We start from the raw sequence: 26,044 nt of genomic DNA, 5'->3' as shown, positions 1-26,044 counted from the left end.
CGATCGAGCCGATCGGCCCCTCAGGCGCGGGGACGAGGCCGGGCCGATGGCCGCGGCGTGATCATCGGATCCGGCGGAGCCGAACCGGCAGTCCGTCGGCGGGCATCGGACCGGTTCCCCAGGTCATCAGAGGGACATAGTCGCGGGGCACCGTCCAAGAGAAGTCGAGGAGAAGTCGATGCAGCACCGCTTTGACGGTCATGGCCGCAAAGTGCATCCCGATGCACTTGTGGGCGCCGGCGCCGAAGGGCGACCACGCGTAACGATGCATCTCCTTCAGAACCGCAGGGTCGTCGAAGCGACCGGGATCAAAGACGTCTGGCTGCGACCACCAGGTGTCCAATCGCATCGACAGATGCACGTTCAGCGCGATCTCGGTGCCCGCAGGTATGTGATGGCCCAGGATGCTGGTGTCGGACACGGCCTGACGGAACAGCGTCCCGGCAGGCGCATACATCCGCAATGACTCTTTGAAGGCGCAGTCCAGCAGATGCGCGGAATTGAGCTCGTCCATCGAAGCATCGGCAGGTAGCCCTGCGACCTCGTCTCGCAGGTTCTGCTGCAACTCAGGATCTTTGCCGAGGTGATAGAGCAGCATGGACAGCGCGATGGTGCTCGTGTCGTGCGCCGCCATCAGCAGGAAGATCATGTGATTGGTGACGTCCTCATCGGTGAAGACGTTGCCCTCGTCGGTGCGCGACTGACACAAAACGGTGAACAAGTCGTCGCCGTATTGACCACGGCGGCTCGGTACCGCCGTCCGGAAGTATTGCTCCAGATGCCGTCTGCCCCGTAGACCACGAGCCCACAGCCCGCCGGGAACCGGCTGACGGACAACCGCTTGCGCTCCCCGGACCGCGTCGTCGAACGCGCGCGACAGATCAGTCGCAGTCGAGCTGTCGGGGGGCTCGCCGACGAACACCTGACTCGCCATCGCGAGCAGCAAGTCCTTGGTGTGGTCGAACACAGGGACTTGCTCGCCAGGGGTCCATGTGGCGAGGATCCCGGACACGAGCGGCCGCGACAACGCCAGGTAGCCGTCTAGCCGGGGACGCGTGAACGCCTGCTGCATGATCCGTCGATGGAACATGTGCTCGTCGAAATCGAGCAGCATGAGGCCCCGATGGAAAAAGGGACCGATCACGGGGTGCCAACCCCTCTCGCTCGAGAACACCTTGTTCTTGTCGAGCCAGACCTCCTGCAGCGCTTCCGGACCCGTCACGGTGACAACCCGGAAGCCGACGGCGCCGGTCCACGACACCGGCCCGAACCGGCGGTATCGCTCACGCCCGAAGTCGAGAGGATGGGCGATGCTCTCCAGGACGTGCCCCAGACCGGGAATGCCGTAGCTGCCCATGACGGGTTCTAGTCCACTGCCTCCGGGGGGTGCGGCGAGCGGTTCCGCCGAAGACGGGTACAGCGAGGCCAGGCGGGCCGAACCCCGCTGCAGAGTGTCGGTGACCCCTGCCCGCGTCGGCCTCATCGGATCTGGGTCCTGTCGAGGTATGCCCGGCGACCCCCCGGATCGAACGCACCCGGTTCCTTGCCACCCACGAGTCGCTTGGCCTGCAGCAGAAGCCGTTCCGGCACACCCTGTTCGACCACGCCCATCGGCGCCAGCCAACGGGGGACCGTGACCTCTGATCTACCGTGACCGGCGCTGGCGACAATCGCCGCCGCGACGTCGTCGGCCTCCAGTGTCGGTTGCAGGCGCAAAGTCACCCCCGAGGTCAAGTCGGTCCGGGTGGCAGCGGGCATCACTGTCGTCACGCTCACCCCGGTGCCGACGATCTCGGCGCGGATGGCACGCGAGAGTGCGACCACTCCGAACTTGGAAGCGCAGTAGGTTGCCATGCCTGGTGTCGAGACCTTGCCTGCCATCGATGAGACGTTCACGATGTGACCCCGGCCGCGGACGATCATGTGCGGCAGCACCAGATGGGTCCCCGTCACCACTGCGCCGAGATTGATGGCCAGTTCGCGGTGCAGCGCCTGGAGTTCGGAATCGACGAAGCGACCCATCAGCTGGATTCCGGCGTTGTTCACGAGCATGTCGATGTCGTGGCCGTCCGCGGCGGCCAGCAAGAACTCCCGAAAGCTCTTCTCATCCGTGACATCGAGAGCTTCCGCCCTGACTCCCAGCTCGTCCGCCGTCGCCGAAGCGGCATCGAGATCGATGTCGCCGATCGTCACGATGGCACCCCTCTGGGCCAAGGCGGCTGCAGTGGCTCGGCCGATCCCGCGAGCACCGCCCGTGACACAGACGCGGGCACCATCGAGGTCGATCACAGGGGGCTTCCGATCGGCTCACGAAGCGCGAAGTAGGCGATGAGTCGAACCTCCCCGCCGGGCATGGTGAGCAGTGCGCGCCCCAGATACACCCCCGGGACCAGCTCGACGATCTCATCGCGCGTCCTCTTGATGGGGAACGTGCGGACGCTGGGATTCTTGTATTGCGGCACACCGTAATCGAGCGCGCGCACCATGACTCGTGGCTCGATCAGGCCTTTGTCGATCGCATGGTCGAAGTCGAAACCCTCCACCTCGCCGCGTCCCCGCCGGAGCCCGCGGTACCCGAATGCGACAACCGGCATGGCCAGCCGAGCGATAGGTGCCAATCTGTTGAATCCCGTTCCGGCGCCCAGGTCGAAGGTCTTTCCCCGCCATGTCGGGTTGACGCGCATCAAAGGATTGGCAAGGTGGGCCTCGGCTATCCCGAACAGCTTGCCGACGATCAGTCCCTCCATCTTGCCGTCCGGTCCGTCGGGGGCCGTGCCTTCACCGAACAACTCCGCCAACGCTTCTCGGTCGTTTCGGGCACCGAGTTCTTTGATGTATTGCCACGCCGCTCCCCGGGCGACAGTCGGACGTGCGACTGCCAACTCCCGCAGTTCCGAGGCCATGGAACGAACGGCAGAAACCGACTCCCCATCCCTCGTCGACGAGACGACCTCTTGCTCTTGCACCGACTTACGTGGGCCTCCAAATTTTGGTACAACTCTGTTCCAGTTCGTATCTGGAACGGGACGGTACCAGATAGACGTGGGCAATCAAGACCTTTGGCGGACGAAGATGCAAAACTGTGGGCGTGACTAGCGGCAGCACGCGGAACTACGGGGGCGCTTCCGCATCTGCACGTGTCGAGAAGCGCCGGTCCGGTCTCATCGACGCGGCTCTGACAGAGATGGCCGAGAATCGCTGGCGGTCTGCCACCGTCGCCAGCCTGTGTGTTCAGGCCCGACTGAACAAGCGGTACTTCTACGAGAGTTTCGACGACCTCGACCGGCTCGCCGACGCTGTCATCGACAGCGTCGCCGCCGACGTCGGTGGTGCGGCCGTTGCGGCGTATCTCGCGACACTCGACTCGCCTCTGGAGGTGCAGGCCAAGAACACTGTGAGCGCATTGGTCGACGTCCTGGGCACCGATCGGCGCAAGGCGCTTGTCCTACTCGGCGGCGTACCGACTTCCGCAGGTCAGGAGGACACGCGACGGGCTGCCATCGGTGGTTTGACGGCCATCCTCGTGGACCATGCACGGCGTATCCACGACGTCGAACTGGAACAGGACTCTTTGGCCTTCACGGCCCCGGCGTTTGTCATCGGCGGTACCGCACAGACGATCTTGTCGTGGGTCAACGGCGACCTTCCGGTCGAGCGCGATCAGTTGATCGACGACATCGCCGCAATCTGGTTGTCGCTCGGCGAAAGCGCGTCGGATATGGCGCGGTCGAGGCTCGATGCCCGGCCCGGTGAGTAACTGTCCCGAGTTTCACCGTTGGGGTTCGGCAGGGCGATGACGCAACGCGCGCGCCAGATCGGTCAGGGCATCCGCGACCACGAGTAGCGCTTCGTCGACCGTGGGCGTACGCGAGTGGCCGGCTTCCCGGTCCGACTCCGGTTGATCACCGGCCGGACTCACTCCGCCCGACGCGGGGTCCCGGGGCGAGTCCGCCGTCTCCACCTGCTCCGGGTCAGGTTCGCGGTGTCGACGAGGTGGGGCCTCTGCTGCCATTTCGCGAGACGCGACATCACTGACGGTGACGAGGGTGCCGTTGCGGGAACCGTTCCGGCTGATTTGCGGCTCCGGCCGGTACGGTGCCCCGAAGCCACGCATCTTCGAGGGTGGGGCGAATCGGTGGGGTCCACCGTGGTCGGCGAACAGAACGCAACTGCCTCCGTGAACTCCGTCGGATGCCACACAGCTCTCGAGCTCCGCCAGACGCTGGCCGGGCTGGCCGTCGAGCCACAGCACCCAGGTCCGCCGCGCATCGGGCGGCTCGCCTCCCCCGTCACTGCCGTGCGTCCCGTCGTGACCGAGCCCCAGGCGGCATCGTTGAACCCAGCCGTTCTCCGGCGCGTGCGCAAACGCTTCATACGTGTCGGAGGCAGCGATTACCGTGGACCAGCACAGGTCGAATTCGGTCGCCACCGCTACATCTTGGCCTCATCGCGATGCGGTGGCGAGTCCGACACACGAGTTGGGAGTTTTGATGATCGGTTTCGTTAATGCCATTGCCCTCGACGGACCGGATCCGGTCGGGCTTGCGCAGTTCTACCAGCAAGTTCTCGGTGGCGAGCTGGATACAAGCGATCCCGAATGGGTCACGCTGGATTGTGGTTTGGGTAAAGCGAAACTGACATTTCAACCATCAACCAGCTATGTCCCCCCGAAGTTTCCCGACCCCAACGGCAGTCAGCAGTTCCATCTCGACATCCAGGTCGACGACTTCGAGTCGGCCGAACCACAGATACTCGACCTCGGAGCGCGCAAGGTCGAGGGTCAGGAACATCCCGGTTTCCGGGTGTACCTCGACCCGGTGGGTCACCCGTTCTGCCTTGTCCTGGAGTAACCGAGGCTTCCTTCTGACTGCTGTCTGACGAAGTCAGGCCGCGTATAGTTGCTGCCATGGTTGCAGTTCTCGACGAGAAGTTGGCCGACCTCGATCGGTGGACGCCGGGCGACCGGTGCTCGATAGTCCGTGCCCTCGAGGTGGTCGGGACCAGGACTGCATTGCTGATCATGCGCGAGGCCATGTACGGCACGACTCGTTTCGACGGATTCGCGCGGCGGGTCGGAGTCAGCGACGCAGTCGCATCCGCGCGACTCAAAGCACTTGTCGAAGCAGGCCTACTGGAGAAGTCGCCGTATCAGGAACCTGGTCAACGCACGCGTTACGAGTACCGGCTCACCGAGATGGGCACCGACCTGGTTCCCGTGCTGTTCGGACTCATGCAGTGGGGAGACAAGTATTTCCAGCCCAAGGGCAAGCCGCTGCAGCTGCAATCCAACGTGACGGGTGAGCCCGTGCACGTGGGACTGACCACGCCTGACGGCACCGAGGTCCCCCTCGACGACTTGCGGATATCGCTGGTCAAACGCTGACGGATAGACTCCTCAGCCATGGTTGCCGACGCTGCGCTGCGTGCTGATCTCGTGGTGGTCGGTGCGGGTGTCGCAGGCCTCACCGCGGCCGTTCGAGCCGCCGAAACCGGGCTCGCGGTGATCGTTCTCAACAAGGGCAGCGGCTGGCGTCCCGACGATCCGGCACCCAACACCGCCACCTACTTCGCGCAGGGTGGCATCGCCGTGGTGGAGCCCAGCAACGCGGAGGACTCGGTCGCACTGCACACCCGCGACACCGTGGTCGCGGGTGCCGGTCTCACCGACCCTGTAGCCACAGAGTCCATCCTCTCGGAGGGCCACGCCGCGGTCTCGGCCTTGGTCAGCTGGGGCGCGCACTTCGACATCGGGGACGACGGGCGCTTCCTGCGGACACGAGAAGGTGGACACAGCGTTCGTCGGATCATTCACGCCGGCGGCGACGCCACCGGAGCGCAGGTGCAACGGTCCCTGGCGGTGCGCGCACTCGCCCAACCCACCATCACCGTGCTCGACGAATCGTATGCCCAGCAGATCCTGCAGGACCAGCACGGCACAGCGGTCGGGGTGCGCGTCGGACGCTCCGGTGGCTCCTTCCGAGACATTTTGGCGCCCACAGTGATTCTCGCGACCGGCGGGGTCGGGCACCTCTATGCGGCCACCACCAACCCACTCGGTTCGACGGGTGACGGCATCGCCCTGGCGCACAGGGCTGGTGCGGCGGTCTCGGACATGGAGTTCATCCAATTCCATCCCACGATGCTGTACCGCCCCGGCCAGCGCGGCAGGCGCACACTCATCACCGAGGCCCTACGCGGCGAGGGCGCAAAACTCGTTGACAGCGAAGGCAATTCGGTCACCGAAGGCGTACACCCCCTCGGCGATCTCGCTCCGCGCGACGTGGTCGCCAATGCCGTCGGTGCCGCCATGGCGCGCACCGGCCACCGCTGCGTCTACCTCGACGCCCGTCACATCGCGGACTTCGGCCGCCGCTTCCCCACGGTCACCGCCGGTGTCGCAGCAATCGGCATCGACCCCACCACCGACCTCATCCCGGTGGTGCCGGGCGCTCACTATCTCTGTGGAGGTGTTGTCACCGATACCGAGGGTGCCACCACCGTTCCTGGGTTGTTTGCCGCAGGTGAAGTCGCCCGGACAGGCCTGCATGGTGCAAATCGATTGGCGTCCAACAGTTTGCTCGAAGGACTGGTGATGGGACTGCGGGTCGCGCGGGCAGCCGCCGGCCGAGCCGGACACCCAGACGCTTCGCGACCGGACGTCGCGACCGAGCTCGACGCACCTGTCGCCCCACGTCGAGACCTCCAGGACCGAATGTCCGCGAGCGCGGCTCTATCTCGCGACCATTCAGGGCTGATGGCTCTCGCCGACCACCTCGACGCGGTGCCGCGTCGGCCACTGCTGGATGGTGCCGACCACGAAGATGCTGCCCTGACCGCCACAGCACGATTGGTGGTCGCCGGCGCTTTGGCCCGAAAAGAGTCGCGGGGTTGCCATCATCGGGTGGACTACCCCGAGGCCTCTGCGCCCATCGCGGGTTGACACACGCGACCCGCCGATTGCCAGGTGGATGTACAGCGCTTTGGCTCCTCAGTCTGTTCATAAAGGCTCTCCTGCTTCAGTTTTCGTAGATGCTCATCGTCTTCCCGATTTTGACGTTCTCGCCTGTGCGCGGGTTCCCGGCCGGCTTCATCCAAACGGATGACTATCGAATGTGTGTTCGAACCGCGTAGACTGATTGCACGCTGATCGTCCGCTAGACCTGACTCTGAGATACGTGTGACTACGCCACCATTGTGATCGGCTGTCCCAATGTTGTTATCTCAATGTTGTTGTCTTGGAGGGGGTGTGGTGATGGCTGTTGTTGATCTGGTTGATGAAGTCATCGGGGTGGAGTTTCCGGATGATCCGGCCGGGGTGGTGGCGGTGGTGAAAGACCTGATCACCCTGCGTAATGCTGTCGATGCGCGGTTGGCGGCCGGTGCGGCGATCATCGACCGCCTCGGCGTGGCCAAGCGTCTGGGTTCGACAACGTCGAAGGTGGTGCAGGCCAACGGTGCCGCCCCAGCAGTGGCGGCACGATGGCTACGCATCGGCACCGGGTTGGCGGGGTTGGAGCGTACAGCCGGATACTTTCGGGACGGGTTTCTCTCGGCCGAGCACGTCGATGCAATAGTTCGGGGTATCAGTCATGTGCGCGGCCGCTTCGTGGGTGTGATGAGCGGCGACTTCCGGTGTGAGATCGAGGGAACACTCCTGGCTCATTCGATCTCTGGTGCACCACCCGCCGAGATCGGCCGGATCGCCCGGGCGATAGGTAACGAGGTCGCCGAGGTGTCTGGTGGGGTGCCGGCCGCCGAAGACGTTTCGTTGAACACTCTGGACTACGTCATCACCAGCGATGGCCGATTGTCGGGCAGGTTTGATGTGGATGCGGTGACCGGGGAAAGGATGATGTCCGCGCTCGACGTATGGTCCAGACCCCGACCTGAACCCGATGGCAGCGCAGATACTCGCACGCCGTCGCAACGGCGAGCTGACGCCCTGCACCAACTCCTCGATTGTGGTGGTGAGCAGGGTGTGGTGTCGGCGCCGAGAACGGAAGTGGCCGTGACCGTTCCGGCGGATCATCCCGACCGGGCGGTGTTGCGGTGGATGGGTCCGGTCACCGAAGCCACCGCGGCAGCAGCCGCGTGTGATGCGGTGATCACCTCGATCACCCTGGACGGGCAGCAGGTGCCGATCGATTTGAGCCCACCAAAGCGTTTGTTCACCGGGCCAGTGCGCAAAGCGATCCTGCTTCGCGATACCTGCTGCATCAAATGCGGGGCACCAGCGACCTGGTCAGACTGCCACCACATCGTGCACTGGGCCGACGGCGGACCCACCACCCTGCGCAATGGGTGCCTGCTGTGCCGGACGTGCCATCGGGCCGTGCACCACACCGACTGGGACATCGTCATGGGCACCGACGGACATCCCTGGCTCATCCCACCCGCCGACATCGACCCCACCCGACAACCACTACCGGCCTACAACCGCCGAACCCTCACCCACGCAGCCTGACTCACACAAACCAGCACCGCACCGCGAAACACCGCACCCGACACAACGACGGGACCGCGGACGCACCCTGACAACTCCATAGTGTGAAACCGCGTTCAGGGGCTGTCGCCTGCCCGACTGGCACAGGTCAGGCGACAGCCCTACCAACACGGGCCGGCTCAGGAGCACGATCAGGGCCACATGCGTTGGCGACTTCGAGACGTGAAAAGTGCTGTCGCTGGATGGTTGTTCTTCGCAGGTAGACCGAACTCCATCCCGCCACCACAACCCACGTGATCAGCAGTAGCGCGAACAACGCTGCAGCAATGACGCGCAAGGGTGTCGACCCCACCGCAACGGCAAGTGATGCCGAACCGGTCACGCACGTGCCGATCGGAAAGGTGAAGCTCCACCAGGTGGGCGTGAAGGTCAGTCCCCGTCGGACGTTGTGCACGGTGATCAGCGCCGCGAGGACAAAGACGAATCCTGCAAACCCCGACATGACCAATCCGTAGCCGATGCCGAAGACGCGCAGGCCGTTTGCGATCGAGGCCTGCTCGCCGTCGAACACGAGGTGGGCACTCGACCCGAGTAACACTGCGGCTGCGATGGATTGGCCGATCATCCCGAGCATGATCCATACCGTCGGTGCAACCTGCACAGACGGCAGTCCGCGATGGATGAGACGTGAGTAGACCATCGTCATCGTCAAGAACCCGACAATCAAGGTCAGCCCGAACAGCGCGTAACACATTGCGAGAAGTCCTGATCGGATGTCGCCGGGCGGCAGGTGCGGGAGAAGCAACGGGCCGGTGGCTGCCGACACCATCGGCGGAACCACCGGCATCAACCAACTCGGCATGGCACCGTCCGCCGAACTCTGCGTACCGGTGATCGTCCGAAATGGAACCCACACGGTTGTGAACACGCCCGCGGCGGTACCCACCGCCCACAACGCACCGCCGACCCACACTGCGGCTGAGTCACCGACGAACTGCGGTCCGAGCTCGACCGTCCCGGCCCCGACCGTGAGCAGGGCCATGGCTGGGGCGCCGTAGAAGTGAGCCATACCGGGGTCCGCGGCGTGATCGGCAGGCCCCTTGCCGAGGAACAGGCACGACGCGACCACCAGCCCGCCCAGCGCGATCACCCAGAAAGAGGTGGTGAGAACTCCCATCGCCGGCCAGGCCGAATGCAACGCCACACCCGACGTGGCCACGATGCCCGTGCCCATCACTGCAGAGAACCAGTTCGGCGTCATGGATTCATGGTCACCTCGTCTCGTCGAGACAGGTAGAGGGCTTGTTGTTGTCCGGGTACAAGTCAGGCTTGTAGCCTCGACAGATGGTGTTGCCCGCCCGAGTCCCCGACCTCTCCGCCCTCGACGTTGTCGTGTCAGTGGCACGGCAAGGCAGTATGAGCGCCGCCGCCCGCGAACAGAACCTCAGCCAGCAGGCAATCAGCGCACGCGTCCATGCCGTGGAACGCGAACTGGGTGTGGTGCTCTTCCGCAGGTCGCCGTCGGGCACCGAGCTGACGCCCGAAGGCGTCGCAGTCCTGGAGTGGGCATCGGGTCTGCTCGACGCGGCGGAACGGTTCTCGGCTGGAATCGACTCGTTGCTGGGCAGCAAGCGCGCCACGGTCACGGTCGCGGCCTCGATGACGGTTGCCGAGATTCTGATTCCGTCCTGGGCCCTGGCCCTGCGGCGCCTTCACCCCGAGACACGGATACGGGTGCAGCCGATGAACTCCGCCGATGTCATCCGGGATGTGTTGGCAGGATCCGTCGACGTGGGGTTTGTCGAAGGGCCACACACCGATTCGCATCTGGATCACCGGGCTGTCGCGCACGACGAGCTGGTGGTGGTCACCCGGCCGGATCATCCCTGGGCGCGAGCCGGCCGCGCCATCTCTCCTGCCGAATTGATGCGCACCCCGCTGGTTCAACGTGAACACGGCTCGGGCACACGAGTCACCTTCGAGGCGGCGCTCGGTGAGGCCGCGGATCCGTTGCTCGAGCTGACGTCGGTAGCTGCTGTCAAGGCCGCGGTCCTCAGTTCCGACGCACCGGCCGTGCTGTCCAGTCTGTCCGTCGCGCCCGAGCTGGCGGACGGCAAGTTGGTCCGCATCGAGGTGTCCGGCGTGGCAATGCCTCGGGTGTTGCGCGCAGTATGGGATCGAAATCGCGGGTTGCACGGGCCAGCAAGGGATTTGGTCGACCTCGCGATCACCCGGTCTTCCGCTTCGCCCTGACTGAGGTGCCGTCGGGCAATACCATCGGCTGAGGCAGTGGATGCTGCCGAAAGGAGCCATCATGAAGTTCAAAGTTCGCCACATCCCCACCCGGGTCGCCACCGGCGCATTCATCCTCAGTTCGGGTCTGGCCAAGCGACAGGCCGACGAGGAAACCGCCACACAGCTCCACGGCCTCACCGCCGGGACATACCCACTGGCAACCAAGCTCAGCCCACCTGCGTTCATCCGGTTTGTCTCGACCGGCGAGATCGCACTCGGAGCAGCATTGTTGCTCCCCATCGTCCCCACCGCCGTTGCCGGCGCGGGTCTGACCGCCTTCTCGGCGAGTCTCCTCGGCCTCTACCTGAACACCCCCGGCATGCGGGAACCGGGCACCCTGGCCCCCACGCAGCAGGGCACCGCGCTAGCCAAGGATGTCTGGATGCTGGGCATCGGTGTGGGACTGATGGTTGACGCTCTCGGCGAGAAGGTGCGGTCAAAATAACGGCGGCCTGCCGGTGAGCGGCCCGCCTGCATCCATCCACACCACCGCGATCGGGGACGCCGAACTCGCCTGGACAGAGGAGGGCCACGCCTCCAGGTCCGGCCGGACCGCGATCTGGGCGCATGGGCTGACGTCCAGCGCCACCGCCCAGGAGACCGTCGGCATGTTCGATTGGTCGCCGGTCACCCGCGATCACCGGCTGATCCGGTACGACGCCCGCGGCCACGGCCGATCGACGGGCGGTGCCGATCCGGAGCAATACACCTGGCCGAACCTCGGCCGTGACCTGCTCGGCCTCCTCGACTCGGTGAGCCCCGACGAGCCGGTCGCCGGGATCGGCTCGTCCATGGGGACAGCCACGCTGTTGTGGGCGGCGGTCGCCGAACCCCATCGGTTCCACCACCTCGTGTTGACCACCCCACCGACCGCCGGGCAGGTCCGGGCCGCACACGTTGTCGCCTACCGGGCAGGCGCCGACCTCATCGAACGCAGCGGGCTGGCCGCCTACGAAGCAGCTTCCGCAGGACCACCGCCTGCGGTGTTGTCGGGTCTTGCCGACGCCCGAACTCCGATCGCTGTGCCCGAATCCCTGCTGCCATCGGTCCTGCGGGGCGCCGCGCGGTCGGATCTGCCGGCGGACGTGGAGCTGCGTGCACTGCGAGTACCCACCCTGGTGCTCGCGTGGTCAGGAGACCCGGGCCATCCGCTGTCCACCGCACGTCGGTTGGCAACCGTCATCCCGGGGGCGCAATTGTGCGTCGCCGACACCCCGGGTCAGCTCCGCGAGTGGCCGCAAGGGGTCGCAGACTTCCTGGACGCGTGAGTCTGCCGCTCGGTTGAAGTTGAAAGTTCGGGTACCCGAACTCTAAGGTGAGAGGATGCGAACTCGGTCCAGGGTATTGCGGGTGACCTCGGTGTTCGTCATCGCCCTGAGCGTGTTGGCCCTCAGTGCGTGTGTCGGCAAACGCGAGCGCAACGACGGTCGGCTGACAGTGCTGACCACGTTCACGGTGCTTCAAGACATCGTCGCCAACATCGCGGGGCCAGAAGTCCGGGTGGAGTCCGTGACCAAGGCCGGCGCGGAGATCCACGGCTACGAACCGACACCGGGCGACCTGCGACGGGCCGCGGAAGCGGACCTCATCATCGACAACGGCCTGCACCTGGAAGCCTGGTTCGAGCAGTTCGTCGACCGGCTCGACGTGGAACACGTGGTCGCCAGCAAGCGCGTCGAGCCCATCCCCATCAGCGATGACGCCGGAGCGGGTACCGCGAACCCCCACGCCTGGATGTCCCCGTTGAACGTCCAGACGTACGCCGACAACATCGCATCGGCACTCGCCGAACTCGATCCCGACCATGCTTCCGAGTACCGCCAGAATGCCGTCACCTACAAGGCGCAGTTGCAAGAGGTCCACGACCGGATGGTCTCCGAATTGGCCAAGCTGCCACCGCAGAGCAGAGCGCTGGTCAGCTGCGAAGGCGCCTTCTCATACCTCGCCCGTGACACCGGTATGCAAGAGAAATACGTATGGCCAGTGAACGCCGAACAGCAGGGCACATCTAAGCAATTGCAGTCCACGATCGACTTCGTGCGCGCGAACAACATTCGCGCGGTGTTCTGCGAGTCCACCGTGAGTGATTCGGTGATGCGCCAGGTCGAGCGCGCCACCGACGCCGACTTCGGGGGCGTTCTCTACGTCGACTCGCTGTCCGAGTCCGATGGCCCGGTGCCGACGTATCTCGACCTCATCCGCCACGATTCCGACACGATCGTCAACGCACTGACCCGAGGTGGATCCCAATGACCACACTTCCTTCTCAGCCTCAGCCGGGCCGAACCCCTCACGACGGGCCCCCCGCCATCGCGATCAACGGGGTCAGCGTGTTCTACGGCGACGTACACGCCCTCGACAACGTCTCCATCAACATCGCGCCGGGGCGCATCTGCGGACTGATCGGGATGAACGGTTCGGGCAAGTCGACACTGTTCAAGACCATCATGGGGCTGGTGAAACCCGACTCCGGATCGGTCGAGATCGCCGGAGGTACACCGGCAGAGGCGCGCAGCAACGGTCTCATCTCCTACGTCCCGCAGTCCGAAGACGTCGACTGGACGTTCCCCATCTCGGTCCGCGAAGTCGCGATGACCGGGCGGTACGGTCGTCAGGGATTCACCCGCAGGCCACGTCGCGCCGACAAGGAAGCGGTCGACCATGCACTCGCCCAGGTCGAGCTGACCGAGTTGGCCGGCCGTCAGATCGGGCGACTCTCCGGTGGACAACGCAAGCGGGCATTCGTCGCCCGTGGGATCGCCCAAGAGGCGGACGTCCTGCTGCTCGACGAACCCTTCGCAGGCGTCGACAAGAAGTCTGAAGCCACGATCATCGCTCTCCTGACGTCCCTGGCCTCACAGGGAAAGACGATCCTCATCTCCACCCACGACCTCGGCTCGCTCGAGACCTTCTGCGACGAGGCGGTACTGCTGATGCGCACGGTCCTGATGCACGACGAGCCCGACGTCGTACTACGGCCGGAGAGCCTTGCCCTTGCGTTCGGTATGGACGTGCTGGGACGGGGGGTGCGGTCATGATCATCGACTGGTGGCTCGATCCTCTGGCCGAGGACTTCATGGTGAACATGCTTCTCGCGACCACGGTCGCGGCCGCGGTGTGCGCCATGATCAGTTGCTGGATCGTTCTGATCGGCTGGTCGCTGATGGGTGATGCCGTGTCCCACGCGGTTCTGCCCGGCGTGGTGCTCGCGTACATCTTCGGCGCGCCGTTTGCGGTGGGTGCGTTGATCTTCGGCCTCGGTGCGGTCCTGCTGATCGGCGTGGTCCGCGACACCAGCAGGGTCAAGGAAGACGCCGCGATCGGCATCGTCTTCAGCACACTTTTCGCGCTGGGCCTGGTACTCATCTCGATCACGCCGAGTCAGACCGACCTCAACCACATCCTTTTCGGCAACGTTCTCGGGGTCTCGCAATCAGACCTGTGGCAGATCCTCGGACTGGCCGTGGTCGCCGTGGTGGTCCTGACACTCAAACGACGAGACCTCACCCTGTTCGCCTTCGACCCCACCCACGCTCATGCGATCGGATTGTCCCCTCGTCGCCTCGGTGCGCTGCTACTCGGGTTGCTCGCTCTCACATGTGTTGTGGCACTCCAGATCGTCGGCGTTGTTCTGGTGGTCGCGATGCTGATCATCCCGGGTGCGTCCGCTTACCTGCTCACTGATCGCTTCAACCGGATGCTGATCATCGCCCCGATCTTGGCCTGTTCCTGCGCAGTCCTGGGGATCTACTATGCGTACTACCTGGACGTGGCACCCGGCGCGATGGTGGTACTCGCCCAGGGACTGGCGTTTGCGGTCATCTATCTGTTCGCACCTCGCCAGGGCGTGTTGATCAAGGCGATCAACCGGGCGCAGCGACGACGCTCCACGGCTCTCGCGGCGTCCTGACGCAGGGCCGGCCCTTCAGGGCCGTCCTGATCGGCGAGAGGATGGCGAGTGATGGGGCTGTACGCGGAGGCTTTTGCGCAGAGTGTGGACGACCCAGACGAGTTCTGGCTTCACGCGGCCAAGGCTGTTGAATGGTACACAGCACCAACCGTCGCTCTCGGCCGACGGAGCGAGACGCAGTACCAGTGGTTTCCCGGAGCAACCCTCAACACGAGTTTCAACGCGCTGGATCGGCATGTGGACGCCGGCCACGGCGATCGGCCGGCCCTGATCTGGGATTCGGCGATGACCGGTGTCTCACGCACCTTCTCCTACTCCGACCTGCTGGCCGAGGTCGCCACATTCGCAGGCGCCCTGCGTGACCGCGACGTCACCGCCGGTGACCGCGTCATCATCTACATGCCGATGATCCCGGAGGCCGCCATCGCCATGCTGGCCTGCGCACGGATCGGCGCCGTGCACTCGGTGGTGTTCGGTGGGTTCGCCGGAAAAGAACTCGCCACCCGCATCGACGACGCCCGCCCGGTTGCCCTCATCACCGCCTCGGGTGGACTCGAGCCGGGGCGCACTGTGGAGTACCTGCCGATGGTGACCACAGCACTCGAGCTGTCCGATCACCCACCCAGCACGGTGATCGTCAAGAATCGCGAGCAGGTCGCCGGGAGCGCGGCAGACCACGACGGCTGGTTCGACTGGGATGATCTGACTGCCGAAGCGCCTGCCGCAGAACCTGTTCCGGTCGCGGCCACCGACCCGCTCTACATCCTTTACACCTCCGGGACCACCGGTAAACCCAAAGGCGTCGTCCGCGACAACGGCGGCCACGCCGTGGCACTGACGTGGTCGATGCGCAACATCTACGACATCGCCCCCGGCGACGTGTGGTGGACGGCATCCGATGTCGGCTGGGTGGTGGGCCATTCGTACATCGTCTACGGCCCGCTCCTCGCGGGCGCCACGTCCGTGATGTACGAGGGCAAACCGGTGGGAACGCCGGACGCGGGCGCTTTTTGGCGGGTCATCGACGACTACGGCGTGCGGGCGCTGTTCACCGCCCCCACCGCCATCCGCGCCGTCCGAAAGCAGGATCCGGATGCGAAGCTGATTGCGCAGTACGACATCTCATCGCTTCGGACACTTTTCGCCGCCGGCGAACGACTCGATCCGGACACATACGAGTGGTCGACGAAGGTGCTCGGCGTCCCGGTGGTCGACCACTGGTGGCAGACCGAGACCGGCTGGGCGATCGCGGCCAATCTCCGCGGCCTCGAACCCATGCCACTCAAGGCCGGGTCGCCCACCGTGCCGGTGCCGGGCTTCCGGGTGCAGGTTGTCGACGCCGAGGGGAAAATCGTTCCGGCAGGCGGCGAAGGCAACATCGTCATCGAACTCCCGCTTCCGCCCGGAACTCTCTCCGGTCTGTGGAATGACGAAGCGCGCTACCACGATTCGTATCTCAAGGCATTCCCCGGTTTCTACCTCACGGGCGACTCGGGATACATCGACTCCGACGGCTATGTGTTTGTCCTCGGACGTTCCGACGACGTGATCAATGTCGCCGGCCACCGGCTGTCCACGGGGAGTATCGAGGCCGTGGTCGCGGCACATCCGGCGGTCGCCGAATGCGCGGTGATCGGCATACAGGACGAACTCAAGGGTCAGCGGCCCAGCGGATATGTGGTTCTCAAAGAAGGGGTCGACATCGATCCGGAGAGTCTCCGTTCCGAACTGGTCGCCATGGTGCGTGAGCAGATCGGCGCAGTCGCGACCTTCCGCGATGTCACCGTCGTCAATGCGCTCCCCAAGACGAGGTCGGGCAAGATCCTGCGCAAGACGATGCGTCAGATCGCCGACCACGAATCCTTCACGGTGCCATCGACAATCGAGGACCCGGCTGTTCTCGAGGCCCTGAAGAGCCAACTCGAATGATCGTGGTCACGGAACGTGTCGGTGGCCACCCGTAGATTTGCACCATGCCATTCGCCGACGAACTCCTGGGCGCCTCCGCGGTCGAGGGCTTGACGACGTGCCTGATGCTCGCCGGCTACGACACCGCCCGCACGTCGGCAACCGTCACCGAGTTCGACGGCATGGCGCTCAAGAACCGATCAGACCTCGTCCGCGATGCCCTGATCGGTGATCTGCCCGAGCCGTTCACCGAGTTCGTCAGTGCGGTGAACAAACTCATCGACCAGCCTGGCTGCACCGGGTGGATGGTCTGGCCGATCACCGAAGCGGTGGCCTTGCGTGCCACCGCGCAACGGACAACCGGAGCCTTCGACATCGGGCTGGCGTTGCTCGCCGAGCTCACTCCCCGACTCACATCCGAGTTCGCTTTGCGCACCATGCTTCTGGCCGATCTCGACCGCACCCTTGCCGCGGCGCGCGCATGGGCGGAATCACCGGACCACCACGTGCGGCGGCTCGCGAGCGAAGGAACCCGGCATTACCTGCCGTGGGCACGCCGGATACCCGAATTGCTTCGGCATCCAGAGGCAACCCTGCCGATCGTCGATGCGCTCTACCGCGACCCCAGCGAGTACGTTCGACGGTCCGTGGCCAATCACGTCAACGACCTCAGCCGCCACCACCCCGACCTGGTGGTCTCCACTGCGGCACGCTGGCAGAGTGCGCCCGACGCCAACACCGGCAAGCTGGTGCGGCACGCGTTGCGGACGCTGGTGAAGAAAGGCGACCCGGGCGCGCTGGCGCTGCTGGGCTTCGATGCGCCGACCGGTCTCGACCTTACCGAGCTGATCGTCGACCCAACCGTCGACACCGGGGACAAGCTCACGTTCGCGGTAACTCTCGCGCATTCTGGCGAGTCGCCGGTGAACGTGGTCGTCGACTACAGCATCGGATTCCGCAAGGCCAACGGCGCCATCACCCACAAGGTGTTCAAGTTGGCCACGAAGACGATGAGACCGGGTGAACACCTAAGTTTGAGCAAGTCACATTCGTTTGCCCCCATCACCACCCGCCGGTACCACCCCGGCCGCCATGAACTGGCCGTGCAGGTGAACGGCCGGCGCATGGGTGTTGCCGAATTCGATCTTCTCGGCGCCGTCGATCCCACTGTCTTGCGCTGACCATAGTCAGGCCGTACCGTCTGACTATGCTTATTAGTAGTCAGTCCGCCACGCCGGCGACCGGCAGCGACAACACCCGGTGGTTTGCGCTGGCAGCGGTGTGCTTCGGCATGATGCTGACGTTCCTGAACATCACGGCCACCATTTCGGCCGTGCCTGCGATCCAATCCGATCTCGATGCCGACAGTGCCACGATGGTGTGGATCCCGAGCATCTTCGCGTTGGTGGTTGCCAGCCTGGTGCTCTCTGCGGGCACCGTCGGTGATGTCATCGGCAGGCGAACCGCGTTCATCGCCGGCTCTGCGATCATGTCGATCGGCAGCCTCTCATCGTTCCTCTCGCACAGCAGCGGCATGATCCTTGCCGCTCAGGCGATCACCGGTGTGGGAGCCGCGCTGGTATTGCCCAACAGTCTGGCCATCATCAGCAACGGCTTCCCCGACCCGAAGGAGCGGACCGAGGCGATCAGCATCTGGGCTGCTTGCTCCGGCCTCGGCCTCGCGATCGGACCCCTGTCAGCTGGAGCGGTACTCGGGGCATTCTCCTGGAATGCCGTCTACCTCGTCAACGCCATCGCTGCCCTCGTGGTCGTGGCCGTCGCCCCGATTGTTGTGCCACGCAGCAAGGTTCAGGGAGCCGGACTCGACGTTCCCGGTCTCCTGTCCGCCACCACAGCCATCGCCGCGCTCACCTACTGGGTCATCGACGGATCACGCAGTGGCTTCACGTCCACCCACGCGATCATCGCGATCATCCTATTTGCCTGTGCCTTGGCCTTTTTCATCGTCTATGAGCGCTCGACGAACGCACCGATGCTTGATCTGCGCCTCTTTCGGTCAGCGTCCTTCTCCACCGTCATGGTGGTCAGCGCAACGGTGCTCTTCGGTTTCACCGGACTGTCCCTGATCTCCGTGTTGTTTCTCGAAAGGATAGGAAAGCTGAGCGCCTGGAGCACCGGGCTGCATTTGTTGGCCCTGATGGGCACCTACGTTGTCGTCAGCGCGATCGCGCCACGGTTGTTGCCGCGCATCGGTTTCAAGGTCATGCTCACCACCGGATTGATCATCACCGCGCTCGGATCATTGCTGCTGCTGCGAGTCCATCCGCACGAGGGTTGGACAAACCTGACCGTGGCACTGGTGGTCCTGGGAGTCGGCTTCGGTTCACTGATCGCGCCGGCCACCGCTGCCGCCATGAACAGTGTGGCGCCGGCCCAGGCAGGGATGGCCAGCGGAACGGTCAACATGTTCCGCCAGCTGGGTGGCGTACTCGGCACAAGCGTGCTCGGGTCGATACTGACCTCGCAGCTCGCTTCCGGTTTGCTGACCCGCCCCGCCGACGAAGCATTTGAATCGGCATTCCACACCTGCGCACTGGTAGCCGCCGCAGTGTTCGCCGTGGTGGCCATCCCGACCGCTGTGTTCGTCCGAAGCAGGCCCTCCCATGGGTGACGCGCTCGCATCCACCGAGTGGGGTGAGCCCCGATCCCGGACCGTCACGTGGCACGACCCGTCGAAACCCGCTGCCGCATCGCAGAAGATGTCCGGTCTGGACTATCTGGAGGCCATGGCGGCCGGAACGATCCCCGCACCGCCCATCGTCGGTTTGATCGACGCTCGGTTGGCATCGGTGGACTCGGGCACGGCCGTATTCACCCTCGAGCCCAACGAGTCTCACTTCAACCCGATCGGCGCGGTTCACGGTGGCATCATCTGCACACTGCTCGATTCGGCCGCGGGATGCGCCGTGCACTCCACCTTGCCGCGCGGCACCGGCTACACATCCATCGAGATCAAGGTCAACTTCATGCGGGGAGTCACCCTCGAATCCGGCCGGCTCACAGCACGCGGCTGGGTGAAGAAGCCAGGGCGGCGGGTGGCGTTTGCCGAGGCCGAGATCACCGATGAGAGCGGCAAGACTGTCGCGACCGCATCGAGCGCACTGCTCGTCTTCGACATACCGTCCTGACCACACGATCGCGAGCAATCGGACCACGCCCCGCTCGCGGACGATAGGCTGAGACCACCTGACGACGGGAGACTCCATGGCCATCGTGCCCGACACCAAGAACTGGACGTGGGTGCTCGAACGTCCTTGTCCCGACTGTGGATTCGACCCCTCCGGGATAGCTTTCCGGGATATCCCGGGCCTGATCAGAGCCAACTCCGCCCAATGGCCTCCGGCCCTGGCCGCGTCTGATCCCCACCGGAGACCGGACGACTCCACATGGTCGCCACTCGAGTACGCCGCCCACGTCCGAGATGTGTTCATCAAGTTCGACGAACGTCTTGAGGCGATGCTCTCGAATGACAATCCGGCGTTCGAGAATTGGGATCAGGACGCCACCGCAGTTGCCGAACGCTACAACGACCAGGATCCGGCCGCGGTGTCCCACGAATTGACCGCGGGCGCCGCCCGACTCGCGGACGCGTTCGCCAACGTCCCCGATGAAGCGCTCAGCCGACGCGGCCGCCGCAGTGACGGCAGCGAGTTCACCGTGGACTCGCTCGCGCTCTACTTCATACACGACCCGATTCACCACTTGTACGATGTGACGGGCACCCGCTTCCACAGGTCGTAGTGAGAACTCGAATCACCCTTGCCCACAGCGGCTTCCGTTCAGTGAGACTGTCCAACACCTGCGCGCTGGGTCACTGCATCATTGCGGTATGCGCTCTCGGCTCAGCTCCCGCGTCTCGCGAACCGTCGGGGACTGGATGATGTCCACCGTGGCGGTCACCTACATCAGTGACGGTCAGGGCACCGGACGGTGGTTCACTTCTTCACCTTGGACAGACGTCACCGAGCTGCGGTTGTCGGCCGATACTGTCGGTACTCTGCTGCAGATGAGGAGCCCTGTCATCGTCGCCGGCCGATGTGGTTCATCCCCAACGTGATTGACCACCGTCGAGTGGAATGGTCGCTCCGGTGAGATACCCCGCATCTGGCCCCACCAGGAAGACGATGGCCCGGCCGATGTCGCTCTCGGGGTCACCTACACGGCCGAGCGGGATACCCGCCACAAACGCAGCTGCTTCTTCGGGATTCCTCTCCATCCACCGGTCGAGGGCGGGCGACGCGGCGTGCGGGGCGACCGACAGGACTCTGATTCCGTCACGACCCCACTCGCATGCTGCCGCCCGCGTGAGCGACCGCATGCCTTCTTTGATCGACCCGTAGGCGCCGTAATTGCTTGCGTCCCAGCGCACTGCCGCTGAGGTCACGAGATTGATGATGACGCCGCCGCCGCCACGTGCCTTCATGTGGGGATGGCACAGCTGCATCATCCGAAGGGTCGCGAGCGGCCCGGTGGCAAACGACCGTTCGTAGTCCTCGTCGACGATCGACAGGATCGGGCCCGGCTTGCAGTCGTTGGCGTTGTTCACCAGGATGTCGACCGACCCGAGAGCTGCCACCGTGCCACCGACCGCGCGCGCGATGTCCTCGCGATCGCTCACGTCGCAGACGATCGGTTCACCACGCGCGCCGAGATCGGTCAGCATCGCACAGGTGTCGAGCAGCTTGGACTCCGTTCGGCCGGCCACGGCGATCGCAGCGCCCTCCTTGGCCAAGGCGAGCGCGATGCCCTGCCCGATCCCCTGACCTGCCCCGGTTATGAGTGCCACCTTGCCGTCGAGTGTTCCCATGCTGCACTTCCTTTCAAGGTTCTGTCAGATCTGTTCACGTGCTGCGCGGGCAGGGGCGCGAGATCTCACGGGCCAGGACGGTAATGGCCGAGGTCTGCCGGCAGTGCTGCACTCCCGTTCACCGAGACCCTGCTCACGTCCCGCTGGGCGGGACTGCGACCAACCACGACCACCACAACATCTAGCGTCCGTGTCAGGCGCCGCACAGCGCACCGACTGGGAAGGGATGCTGATGGATCCGCGCACCGACTGGGACTTCTCAGGCAGAAGTGTCGTCGTGACGGGCGGCACCAAAGGCATCGGATTCGTCGTGGCAACGGCGTTCTTAGAGGCCGGTGCCGACGTGATGGTCTGTGGTCGGCACACCCCCGCCACGCTGCCGCACCACGCCGGCCGAACGGCATCGTTCCGCGCCACCGATGTCCGGGATCCTTCGGACGCAGCCGGTTTGATCGACGACACCGTCGCGGCACACGGTGGGCTCGACGTGCTGGTGAACAATGCCGGCGGCTCCCCCGATGCCGACGCCGCCACCGTCTCGCCGCGATTTGTCGAGAAGATTCTCGCACTCAATCTCCTCGGGCCCTTTTACGCCGCCCAAGCCGCGAACTCGGTGATGCAAGCCAATCCCGAGGGCGGTTCCATCATCAACATCGGCAGTGTCTCGGCCCACGACCCCCAGCCGGGCACTGCCGCATACAGCGCCGCCAAGGCCGGCCTGCTCGTCCTCACCAAAGCCCTGGCTCTGGAATGGGCGCCGGCCGTGCGCATCAATCACATCACCACGGGTCTCATTCGCACCGAGAGCGCGGCCTCGGTATACGGCGACGACGGCGGGGCAGCCGTCATCAACACACTCCCGATGGGCCGGATGGCCGTCCCCGACGACATCGCCAACGCCTGCCTGTTCCTCGCGAGCCGATGGGCGTCCTACGTCAACGGTGCAGACCTCGCCGTCCACGGCGGTGGTGAGTACCCCGCTCGGTATGTCGCCACCCACAGCGGTGTCCGCAACCGCTCGGTGACACTGGAAGGCGTGCGCTGACCGCCATGCGTATCGGGATCACATCACCCATCGTCGTCCAGCACCCGGCCGCCGCATCCGCATGGGAGCGTGACGCCGGGCCCGCAGAGCTGATCCGTATCGCCCAGAAGGCCGATCGACTCGGCTACCACCACCTCACGTGCAGCGAGCATGTCGCTGTCCCCATCGACGTCGCCGCCGAACGCGGGGGTACCTACTGGGACCCGCTCGCCACCTTCGGTTTCGTTGCGGCGCACACGTCTCGGATCAAACTCGCCACCCAGGTGCTTGTCCTCGGCTATCACCATCCCCTCGAGATCGCCAAGCGGTACGGCACCCTCGATCTGGTCAGCGGCGGCCGCCTCGTGCTGGGCCTCGGCGTGGGCAGCTTGCGCGAAGAGTTCGACGCGCTCGGTGCAGACTTCGCCGGCCGGGGTCGCATCGCCGACGACGCCCTCGCCGCGCTGCGGGCTTCGCTCTCTCGTCCAAACCCCGTCTACCACGGCCCTCATTACAACTTCGGCAATGTTGTCGTCGAGCCCCACGCAGTACAGCCGCACGTTCCGATGTGGATCGGCGGACGCACTCCCCGTTCCCTGCGCCGTGCCGTCACGCTCGGAGACGGATGGGTTCCGTTCGGCCTGCCGCTGCTGGACCTCGAGCGGCTCCTCGAGGCCGCCGAGCTGCCCCACGACTTCACGGTGGTCCTCCCCGCGAGTCACATCGACCCACTCGGCAACCGGTCGGGTGCCCTCAGATCGCTGGAGCGGCGCAGGGAGATGGGGGCCACCATCGTGAGCGTCAGTATCTCGGCCACCAGCGTGTCCCATTACTGCGACCAGCTCGAGGCGTTGCACGAGGCCTGCATCGAGCTCGACATCGACTTCACTTCGGAGGACAGACCATGAAACTGCAGGGAAAGACGGCGATTGTCACTGGCGGCGCGGGCGGGATCGGAAGCGCTATCACCCGCGTGTTCGTCGAGCAGGGCGCTAACGTCCTGTTCGCCGACATCGACGACAAGCGCGGCCACGAATTGGAACGCGACCTCGGCCCATCGGCACGCTTCCTGAATGTGGACATCTCGAAACCACAAGCTGCGGTGACCATCCGCGACACCGCCGTGTCGCATTTCGGTTCGGTCGACATCTTGGTCAACAACGCCCATGCGTCGCGCCAGGCGTCGCTGGTCGACCACACCGCCGAGATGTTCGAGTTGTCCTTCAACACCGGGTTCTACCCGACGGTGCACCTCATGCAGGCCTGCTACGAACAGCTGAAAGCTGCGTCGGGTTCGGTGATCAACTTCGCCTCCGGGTCGGGCTTGGAAGGGATGCCGACCCAGACGTCCTATGCCGCAGCCAAAGAAGCCATTCGGGGCGTGAGCCGGGTCGCCGCCAACGAGTGGGCCGCCGACGGAATCCGCGTGAACGTGATCTGCCCGTTTGCGGCCACCGAGGGTGTCATGGCCTGGCAGAAGGCCTTCCCCGAGCGGGCCGCCGAATCGGCTGCCAAGGTGCCCCTCGGACGTATCGGGGACCCTGAGACCGATATCGCACCCATCGTCGTCTTTCTTGCTTCCGAGGATTCCAAGTACATGACCGGGCAGACTCTGATGGCAGACGGCGGCATCATCAAACTGCGGTAGGTCTGCAAACCACTGCGTCAGCTCTCGAACAACAAGGAGTCAGCACATGACAGAGCGTTTCGACGGACAGGTCGCCCTGATCACCGGCGGCGCCCGCGGCCAGGGCCGTAGCCACGCCATCGCCTTCGCCGAACGCGGCGCTGACATCGTGGTGTGTGACAGATGTGAAGACAGCCCTTCGGTCGCTTACCCGCTGGCCACCGAAGCAGACCTCGACGAGACCGTGCGTCTTGTGAAAGCCACCGGACGACAGTGCATTGCGGTCAAAGCTGACACTGCCGATCGCCCGGCGATGGACGCTCTGGTCGGCCGGGCCGAAGCAGAACTGGGACGGATCGACATCGCAGTGGCCAACGCCGGCGTCTCGGTCGCAGCGTCCGTCCAGTCGATGACCGAGCAGCAATGGTCAGAAGTCATCTCGTCCAACCTCACCGGTGTCTTCAACACCGTCGGCGCAGTCTCACCGGGGATGATCAAGCGCGGTTACGGTCGAATCGTGACGATCTCCTCCATGCTCGGCCGAGCGGGGAACGTCAGCATGGTCGGCTACGCCGCGTCCAAGTGGGGCGTCATCGGCCTGACGAAGAGCGCTGCCCTTGATCTCGCATCGCATGGCATCACCGTGAATGCAATTGCCCCGGGCAACATCTCGACTCCGATGATTCACAACGACGCCCTGTACGCGATGATGCGGCCCGACCTCGACCATCCGACCGACAAGGACGTCGAACCCGTCTTCGCCTCACTGCACGCCCAGCCGGTGCCGTGGCTCGATGCCGACGAGATCACCCGGGTGGTGCTGTTCCTCACGGACAAGGCCAGTGCGCACATCAGCGGTACGGTCATTCCGGTCGACGCCGGGAATGCAGCACGCGTCACCGGGTGAGGTAGAGCTGTATCAGAACTCGATGGTCAGGTGCTCGCTGAGCGGGCGGGCCTGACAGGCCAGGATGTAGCCGTCCGCGATGTCCTCCTCATCGAGGATCGACGTATCACCCATGTCGACCTCGCCGTCGACAAGAGTGCATGCACAGGAACCACATTCGCCTTCGCGGCACGAGTACGGCACATCCAGTCCCTTGGACAGCAGAACGTCGACAAGCGTGGCCGACCGGGGCCAGCTCAGCTCGTGCGCTTCACCGTCGAGACTCACCGAGACCGTCGGCGCATCGCCGTGGTCACCCTCGGACAGCTGCGGCACCTCCACCTCGGCAAAGGGATCGCCGGACAGTGATGTGAAGACCTCGGCGTGCACTCGGCCCCGGGCGATGCCCGATCGCGCGGTTGCCTTGTGCACCATGTCCATGAACGGTTTGGGACCGCACATGAACACCCGGTGGTTCCCGAATGCCGAGCAAAGGGGCACAAGCTGGTCGACGGTCGGCCGGCCCTGCACACTCTCCAGCCAGTGCAGCACCAGCAACCTGTCGGCGAATCGCGTTGCGAGGTCGTGCAGTTCTTGCCGGAAGATGATCGAGTTCTCGTTCCGATTCGCATAGAGCAGAACAACTTTGCCGGCGCCTCCACTCAGCGCGGTCTTGAGAATGGAGATCACCGGCGTCACCCCACTGCCCGCGGCGAACAGCAGCAAGTCGTCGTCCAGATTCGCCGGGGTGAAGACGCCGGACGGGGGCAGCACTTCGAGGACATCACCGACGTTGACGTTGTCGCACAGCCAGTGCGATCCGTATCCACCGTCGGTGCGCTTGACGGTGACCTTCGGTCGGTCGTCGGTCAGCGGCGAACTGGCCAGTGAATAGCACCGGGCAACCGACCCCGTCCGGTCGCTGGGGATACGCAGGGTGAGGAATTGCCCCGGCTTGTATCTGAAGTCGTCGCTACGGTCGGCGGGCACGTCGAACACCAGCGACCGCGCTTCGGCCGTCTCCTCGACGACGGCAGCCACGGTCACCATCACTGACCGCGAATTATGTTCAGATACAGCAGTTGTCATCGCCGGTGTTGCCTCTCCCTGCGTGGACACGACT

Annotated in this window: 27 protein-coding genes; 20 read left to right on the top strand and 7 right to left on the bottom strand. The window is 64.8% G+C overall.

Going from position 1 to position 26,044, the window contains the following annotated elements; all coding sequences use genetic code 11:
* Positions 1–61: 61 nt before the first annotated feature.
* The 3 genes from WIMU1_RS09200 to WIMU1_RS09190 are packed head-to-tail and all read right to left on the bottom strand — an operon-like array spanning position 62 to position 2,903.
* The gene (locus tag WIMU1_RS09200; RefSeq protein WP_062796618.1) at positions 62–1,483 is read right to left on the bottom strand and encodes a cytochrome P450; all 1,422 of its coding nucleotides are present in this window, start codon (positions 1,481–1,483) and stop codon (positions 62–64) included.
* Positions 1,480–2,289, bottom strand: a complete 810-nt coding sequence (locus tag WIMU1_RS09195; RefSeq protein ID WP_062796617.1) for an SDR family NAD(P)-dependent oxidoreductase — start codon at positions 2,287–2,289, stop codon at positions 1,480–1,482. Before WIMU1_RS09195 ends, WIMU1_RS09200 begins: the two co-directional genes overlap by 4 nt.
* Positions 2,286–2,903, bottom strand: coding sequence for a hypothetical protein (locus tag WIMU1_RS09190; RefSeq protein WP_062796615.1), 618 nt, complete (start codon positions 2,901–2,903; stop codon positions 2,286–2,288). The genes WIMU1_RS09195 and WIMU1_RS09190 overlap by 4 nt, the downstream gene beginning before the upstream one ends.
* Before the next feature lie 185 nt (positions 2,904–3,088).
* Here WIMU1_RS09190 and WIMU1_RS09185 point away from each other — a divergent pair, with 185 nt between their 5' ends.
* Positions 3,089–3,757 carry a TetR/AcrR family transcriptional regulator gene (locus WIMU1_RS09185; RefSeq protein WP_023954387.1) on the top strand — a complete coding sequence of 223 codons (669 nt, stop codon included), beginning with the start codon at positions 3,089–3,091 and terminating at the stop codon, positions 3,755–3,757.
* A gap of 12 nt (positions 3,758–3,769) precedes the next feature.
* Here the strand turns inward: WIMU1_RS09185 and WIMU1_RS09180 are convergent, their stop codons facing one another.
* Positions 3,770–4,429, bottom strand: coding sequence for a hypothetical protein (locus WIMU1_RS09180; RefSeq protein ID WP_062796613.1), 660 nt, complete (start codon positions 4,427–4,429; stop codon positions 3,770–3,772).
* Positions 4,430–4,490: 61 nt separating this feature from the next.
* Between WIMU1_RS09180 and WIMU1_RS09175 the strand changes: the two genes are divergently transcribed.
* The 4 genes from WIMU1_RS09175 to WIMU1_RS09160 all read left to right on the top strand — a co-directional run bounded on the left by WIMU1_RS09175 (position 4,491) and on the right by WIMU1_RS09160 (position 8,464).
* Positions 4,491–4,850, top strand: a complete 360-nt coding sequence (locus tag WIMU1_RS09175; RefSeq protein ID WP_023954391.1) for a VOC family protein — start codon at positions 4,491–4,493, stop codon at positions 4,848–4,850.
* A 56-nt stretch (positions 4,851–4,906) separates the two neighbouring features.
* Positions 4,907–5,383 (top strand): winged helix-turn-helix transcriptional regulator, encoded by a 477-nt coding sequence (locus WIMU1_RS09170; RefSeq protein ID WP_062796611.1) that lies wholly within the window; start codon positions 4,907–4,909, stop codon positions 5,381–5,383.
* An 18-nt stretch (positions 5,384–5,401) separates the two neighbouring features.
* Complete coding sequence (gene nadB, locus WIMU1_RS09165) at positions 5,402–6,940, top strand: L-aspartate oxidase (RefSeq protein ID WP_062796609.1); 1,539 nt, start codon at positions 5,402–5,404, stop codon at positions 6,938–6,940.
* A 312-nt stretch (positions 6,941–7,252) separates the two neighbouring features.
* Positions 7,253–8,464, top strand: a complete 1,212-nt coding sequence (locus tag WIMU1_RS09160; RefSeq protein ID WP_062797517.1) for an HNH endonuclease — start codon at positions 7,253–7,255, stop codon at positions 8,462–8,464.
* Positions 8,465–8,591: 127 nt separating this feature from the next.
* On the opposite strand, the gene WIMU1_RS09155 is transcribed toward WIMU1_RS09160, so the two are convergent.
* Positions 8,592–9,704, bottom strand: a complete 1,113-nt coding sequence (locus WIMU1_RS09155; protein ID WP_084248120.1) for a TDT family transporter — start codon at positions 9,702–9,704, stop codon at positions 8,592–8,594.
* Positions 9,705–9,787: 83 nt separating this feature from the next.
* On the opposite strand from WIMU1_RS09155, the gene WIMU1_RS09150 reads away from it, so the two are divergent.
* From WIMU1_RS09150 to WIMU1_RS09100, 11 genes are all read left to right on the top strand, one after another.
* Positions 9,788–10,696, top strand: a complete 909-nt coding sequence (locus WIMU1_RS09150) for a LysR family transcriptional regulator (RefSeq protein WP_062796607.1) — start codon at positions 9,788–9,790, stop codon at positions 10,694–10,696.
* 61 nt (positions 10,697–10,757) lie between these two features.
* Complete coding sequence (locus WIMU1_RS09145; RefSeq protein ID WP_030165686.1) at positions 10,758–11,183, top strand: hypothetical protein; 426 nt, start codon at positions 10,758–10,760, stop codon at positions 11,181–11,183.
* 13 nt (positions 11,184–11,196) lie between these two features.
* Positions 11,197–12,006: an alpha/beta fold hydrolase gene (locus tag WIMU1_RS09140; RefSeq protein ID WP_062796605.1), complete on the top strand. Its 810-nt coding sequence runs from the start codon at positions 11,197–11,199 to the stop codon at positions 12,004–12,006.
* A 55-nt stretch (positions 12,007–12,061) separates the two neighbouring features.
* Positions 12,062–12,991 carry a metal ABC transporter substrate-binding protein gene (locus WIMU1_RS09135; protein WP_062796603.1) on the top strand — a complete coding sequence of 310 codons (930 nt, stop codon included), beginning with the start codon at positions 12,062–12,064 and terminating at the stop codon, positions 12,989–12,991.
* Positions 12,988–13,776: a metal ABC transporter ATP-binding protein gene (locus WIMU1_RS09130; protein WP_051721135.1), complete on the top strand. Its 789-nt coding sequence runs from the start codon at positions 12,988–12,990 to the stop codon at positions 13,774–13,776. Before WIMU1_RS09135 ends, WIMU1_RS09130 begins: the two co-directional genes overlap by 4 nt.
* Positions 13,773–14,648: a metal ABC transporter permease gene (locus WIMU1_RS09125; protein ID WP_023954409.1), complete on the top strand. Its 876-nt coding sequence runs from the start codon at positions 13,773–13,775 to the stop codon at positions 14,646–14,648. The genes WIMU1_RS09130 and WIMU1_RS09125 overlap by 4 nt, the downstream gene beginning before the upstream one ends.
* Before the next feature lie 51 nt (positions 14,649–14,699).
* Complete coding sequence (locus WIMU1_RS09120; RefSeq protein ID WP_062796601.1) at positions 14,700–16,577, top strand: propionyl-CoA synthetase; 1,878 nt, start codon at positions 14,700–14,702, stop codon at positions 16,575–16,577.
* A gap of 44 nt (positions 16,578–16,621) precedes the next feature.
* A complete protein-coding gene (locus WIMU1_RS09115) occupies positions 16,622–17,737 on the top strand; it encodes a DNA alkylation repair protein (RefSeq protein ID WP_062796599.1) in 1,116 nt (371 codons plus the stop codon).
* 26 nt (positions 17,738–17,763) lie between these two features.
* Positions 17,764–19,188 carry an MFS transporter gene (locus WIMU1_RS09110; protein WP_084248119.1) on the top strand — a complete coding sequence of 475 codons (1,425 nt, stop codon included), beginning with the start codon at positions 17,764–17,766 and terminating at the stop codon, positions 19,186–19,188.
* Positions 19,181–19,705 (top strand): PaaI family thioesterase, encoded by a 525-nt coding sequence (locus WIMU1_RS09105; RefSeq protein ID WP_062796595.1) that lies wholly within the window; start codon positions 19,181–19,183, stop codon positions 19,703–19,705. The genes WIMU1_RS09110 and WIMU1_RS09105 overlap by 8 nt, the downstream gene beginning before the upstream one ends.
* 76 nt (positions 19,706–19,781) lie before the next feature.
* Positions 19,782–20,318, top strand: a complete 537-nt coding sequence (locus tag WIMU1_RS09100) for a DinB family protein (protein WP_062796593.1) — start codon at positions 19,782–19,784, stop codon at positions 20,316–20,318.
* 301 nt (positions 20,319–20,619) lie between these two features.
* Here the strand turns inward: WIMU1_RS09100 and WIMU1_RS09090 are convergent, their stop codons facing one another.
* A complete protein-coding gene (locus WIMU1_RS09090) occupies positions 20,620–21,384 on the bottom strand; it encodes an SDR family NAD(P)-dependent oxidoreductase (RefSeq protein WP_062796589.1) in 765 nt (254 codons plus the stop codon).
* A 232-nt stretch (positions 21,385–21,616) separates the two neighbouring features.
* Here WIMU1_RS09090 and WIMU1_RS09085 point away from each other — a divergent pair, with 232 nt between their 5' ends.
* Genes WIMU1_RS09085 through WIMU1_RS09070 form a run of 4 tightly spaced genes read left to right on the top strand, consistent with a single transcriptional unit; the run spans position 21,617 to position 24,942 of the window.
* Positions 21,617–22,429 (top strand): SDR family oxidoreductase, encoded by an 813-nt coding sequence (locus WIMU1_RS09085; protein ID WP_062797516.1) that lies wholly within the window; start codon positions 21,617–21,619, stop codon positions 22,427–22,429.
* A gap of 5 nt (positions 22,430–22,434) precedes the next feature.
* Positions 22,435–23,316 (top strand): LLM class F420-dependent oxidoreductase, encoded by an 882-nt coding sequence (locus WIMU1_RS09080; RefSeq protein WP_062796587.1) that lies wholly within the window; start codon positions 22,435–22,437, stop codon positions 23,314–23,316.
* A complete protein-coding gene (locus tag WIMU1_RS09075; protein ID WP_062796585.1) occupies positions 23,313–24,056 on the top strand; it encodes an SDR family NAD(P)-dependent oxidoreductase in 744 nt (247 codons plus the stop codon). Before WIMU1_RS09080 ends, WIMU1_RS09075 begins: the two co-directional genes overlap by 4 nt.
* A gap of 46 nt (positions 24,057–24,102) precedes the next feature.
* On the top strand, positions 24,103–24,942 hold the full coding sequence (locus tag WIMU1_RS09070; RefSeq protein ID WP_062796583.1) for a mycofactocin-coupled SDR family oxidoreductase: 840 nt from the start codon (positions 24,103–24,105) through the stop codon (positions 24,940–24,942).
* 12 nt (positions 24,943–24,954) lie between these two features.
* On the opposite strand, the gene WIMU1_RS09065 is transcribed toward WIMU1_RS09070, so the two are convergent.
* A complete protein-coding gene (locus WIMU1_RS09065) occupies positions 24,955–26,010 on the bottom strand; it encodes a ferredoxin--NADP reductase (protein ID WP_062796581.1) in 1,056 nt (351 codons plus the stop codon).
* Between the last annotated feature and the right edge of the window lie 34 nt (positions 26,011–26,044).

This window comes from Williamsia muralis NBRC 105860 (genome assembly GCF_001598915.1).
Taxonomy (GTDB): Bacteria; Actinomycetota; Actinomycetes; order Mycobacteriales; family Mycobacteriaceae; genus Williamsia; species Williamsia muralis.
The sequence above is the reverse complement of the archived record's forward strand: the minus strand, read 5'-3'. Positions and strand labels throughout refer to the sequence as shown.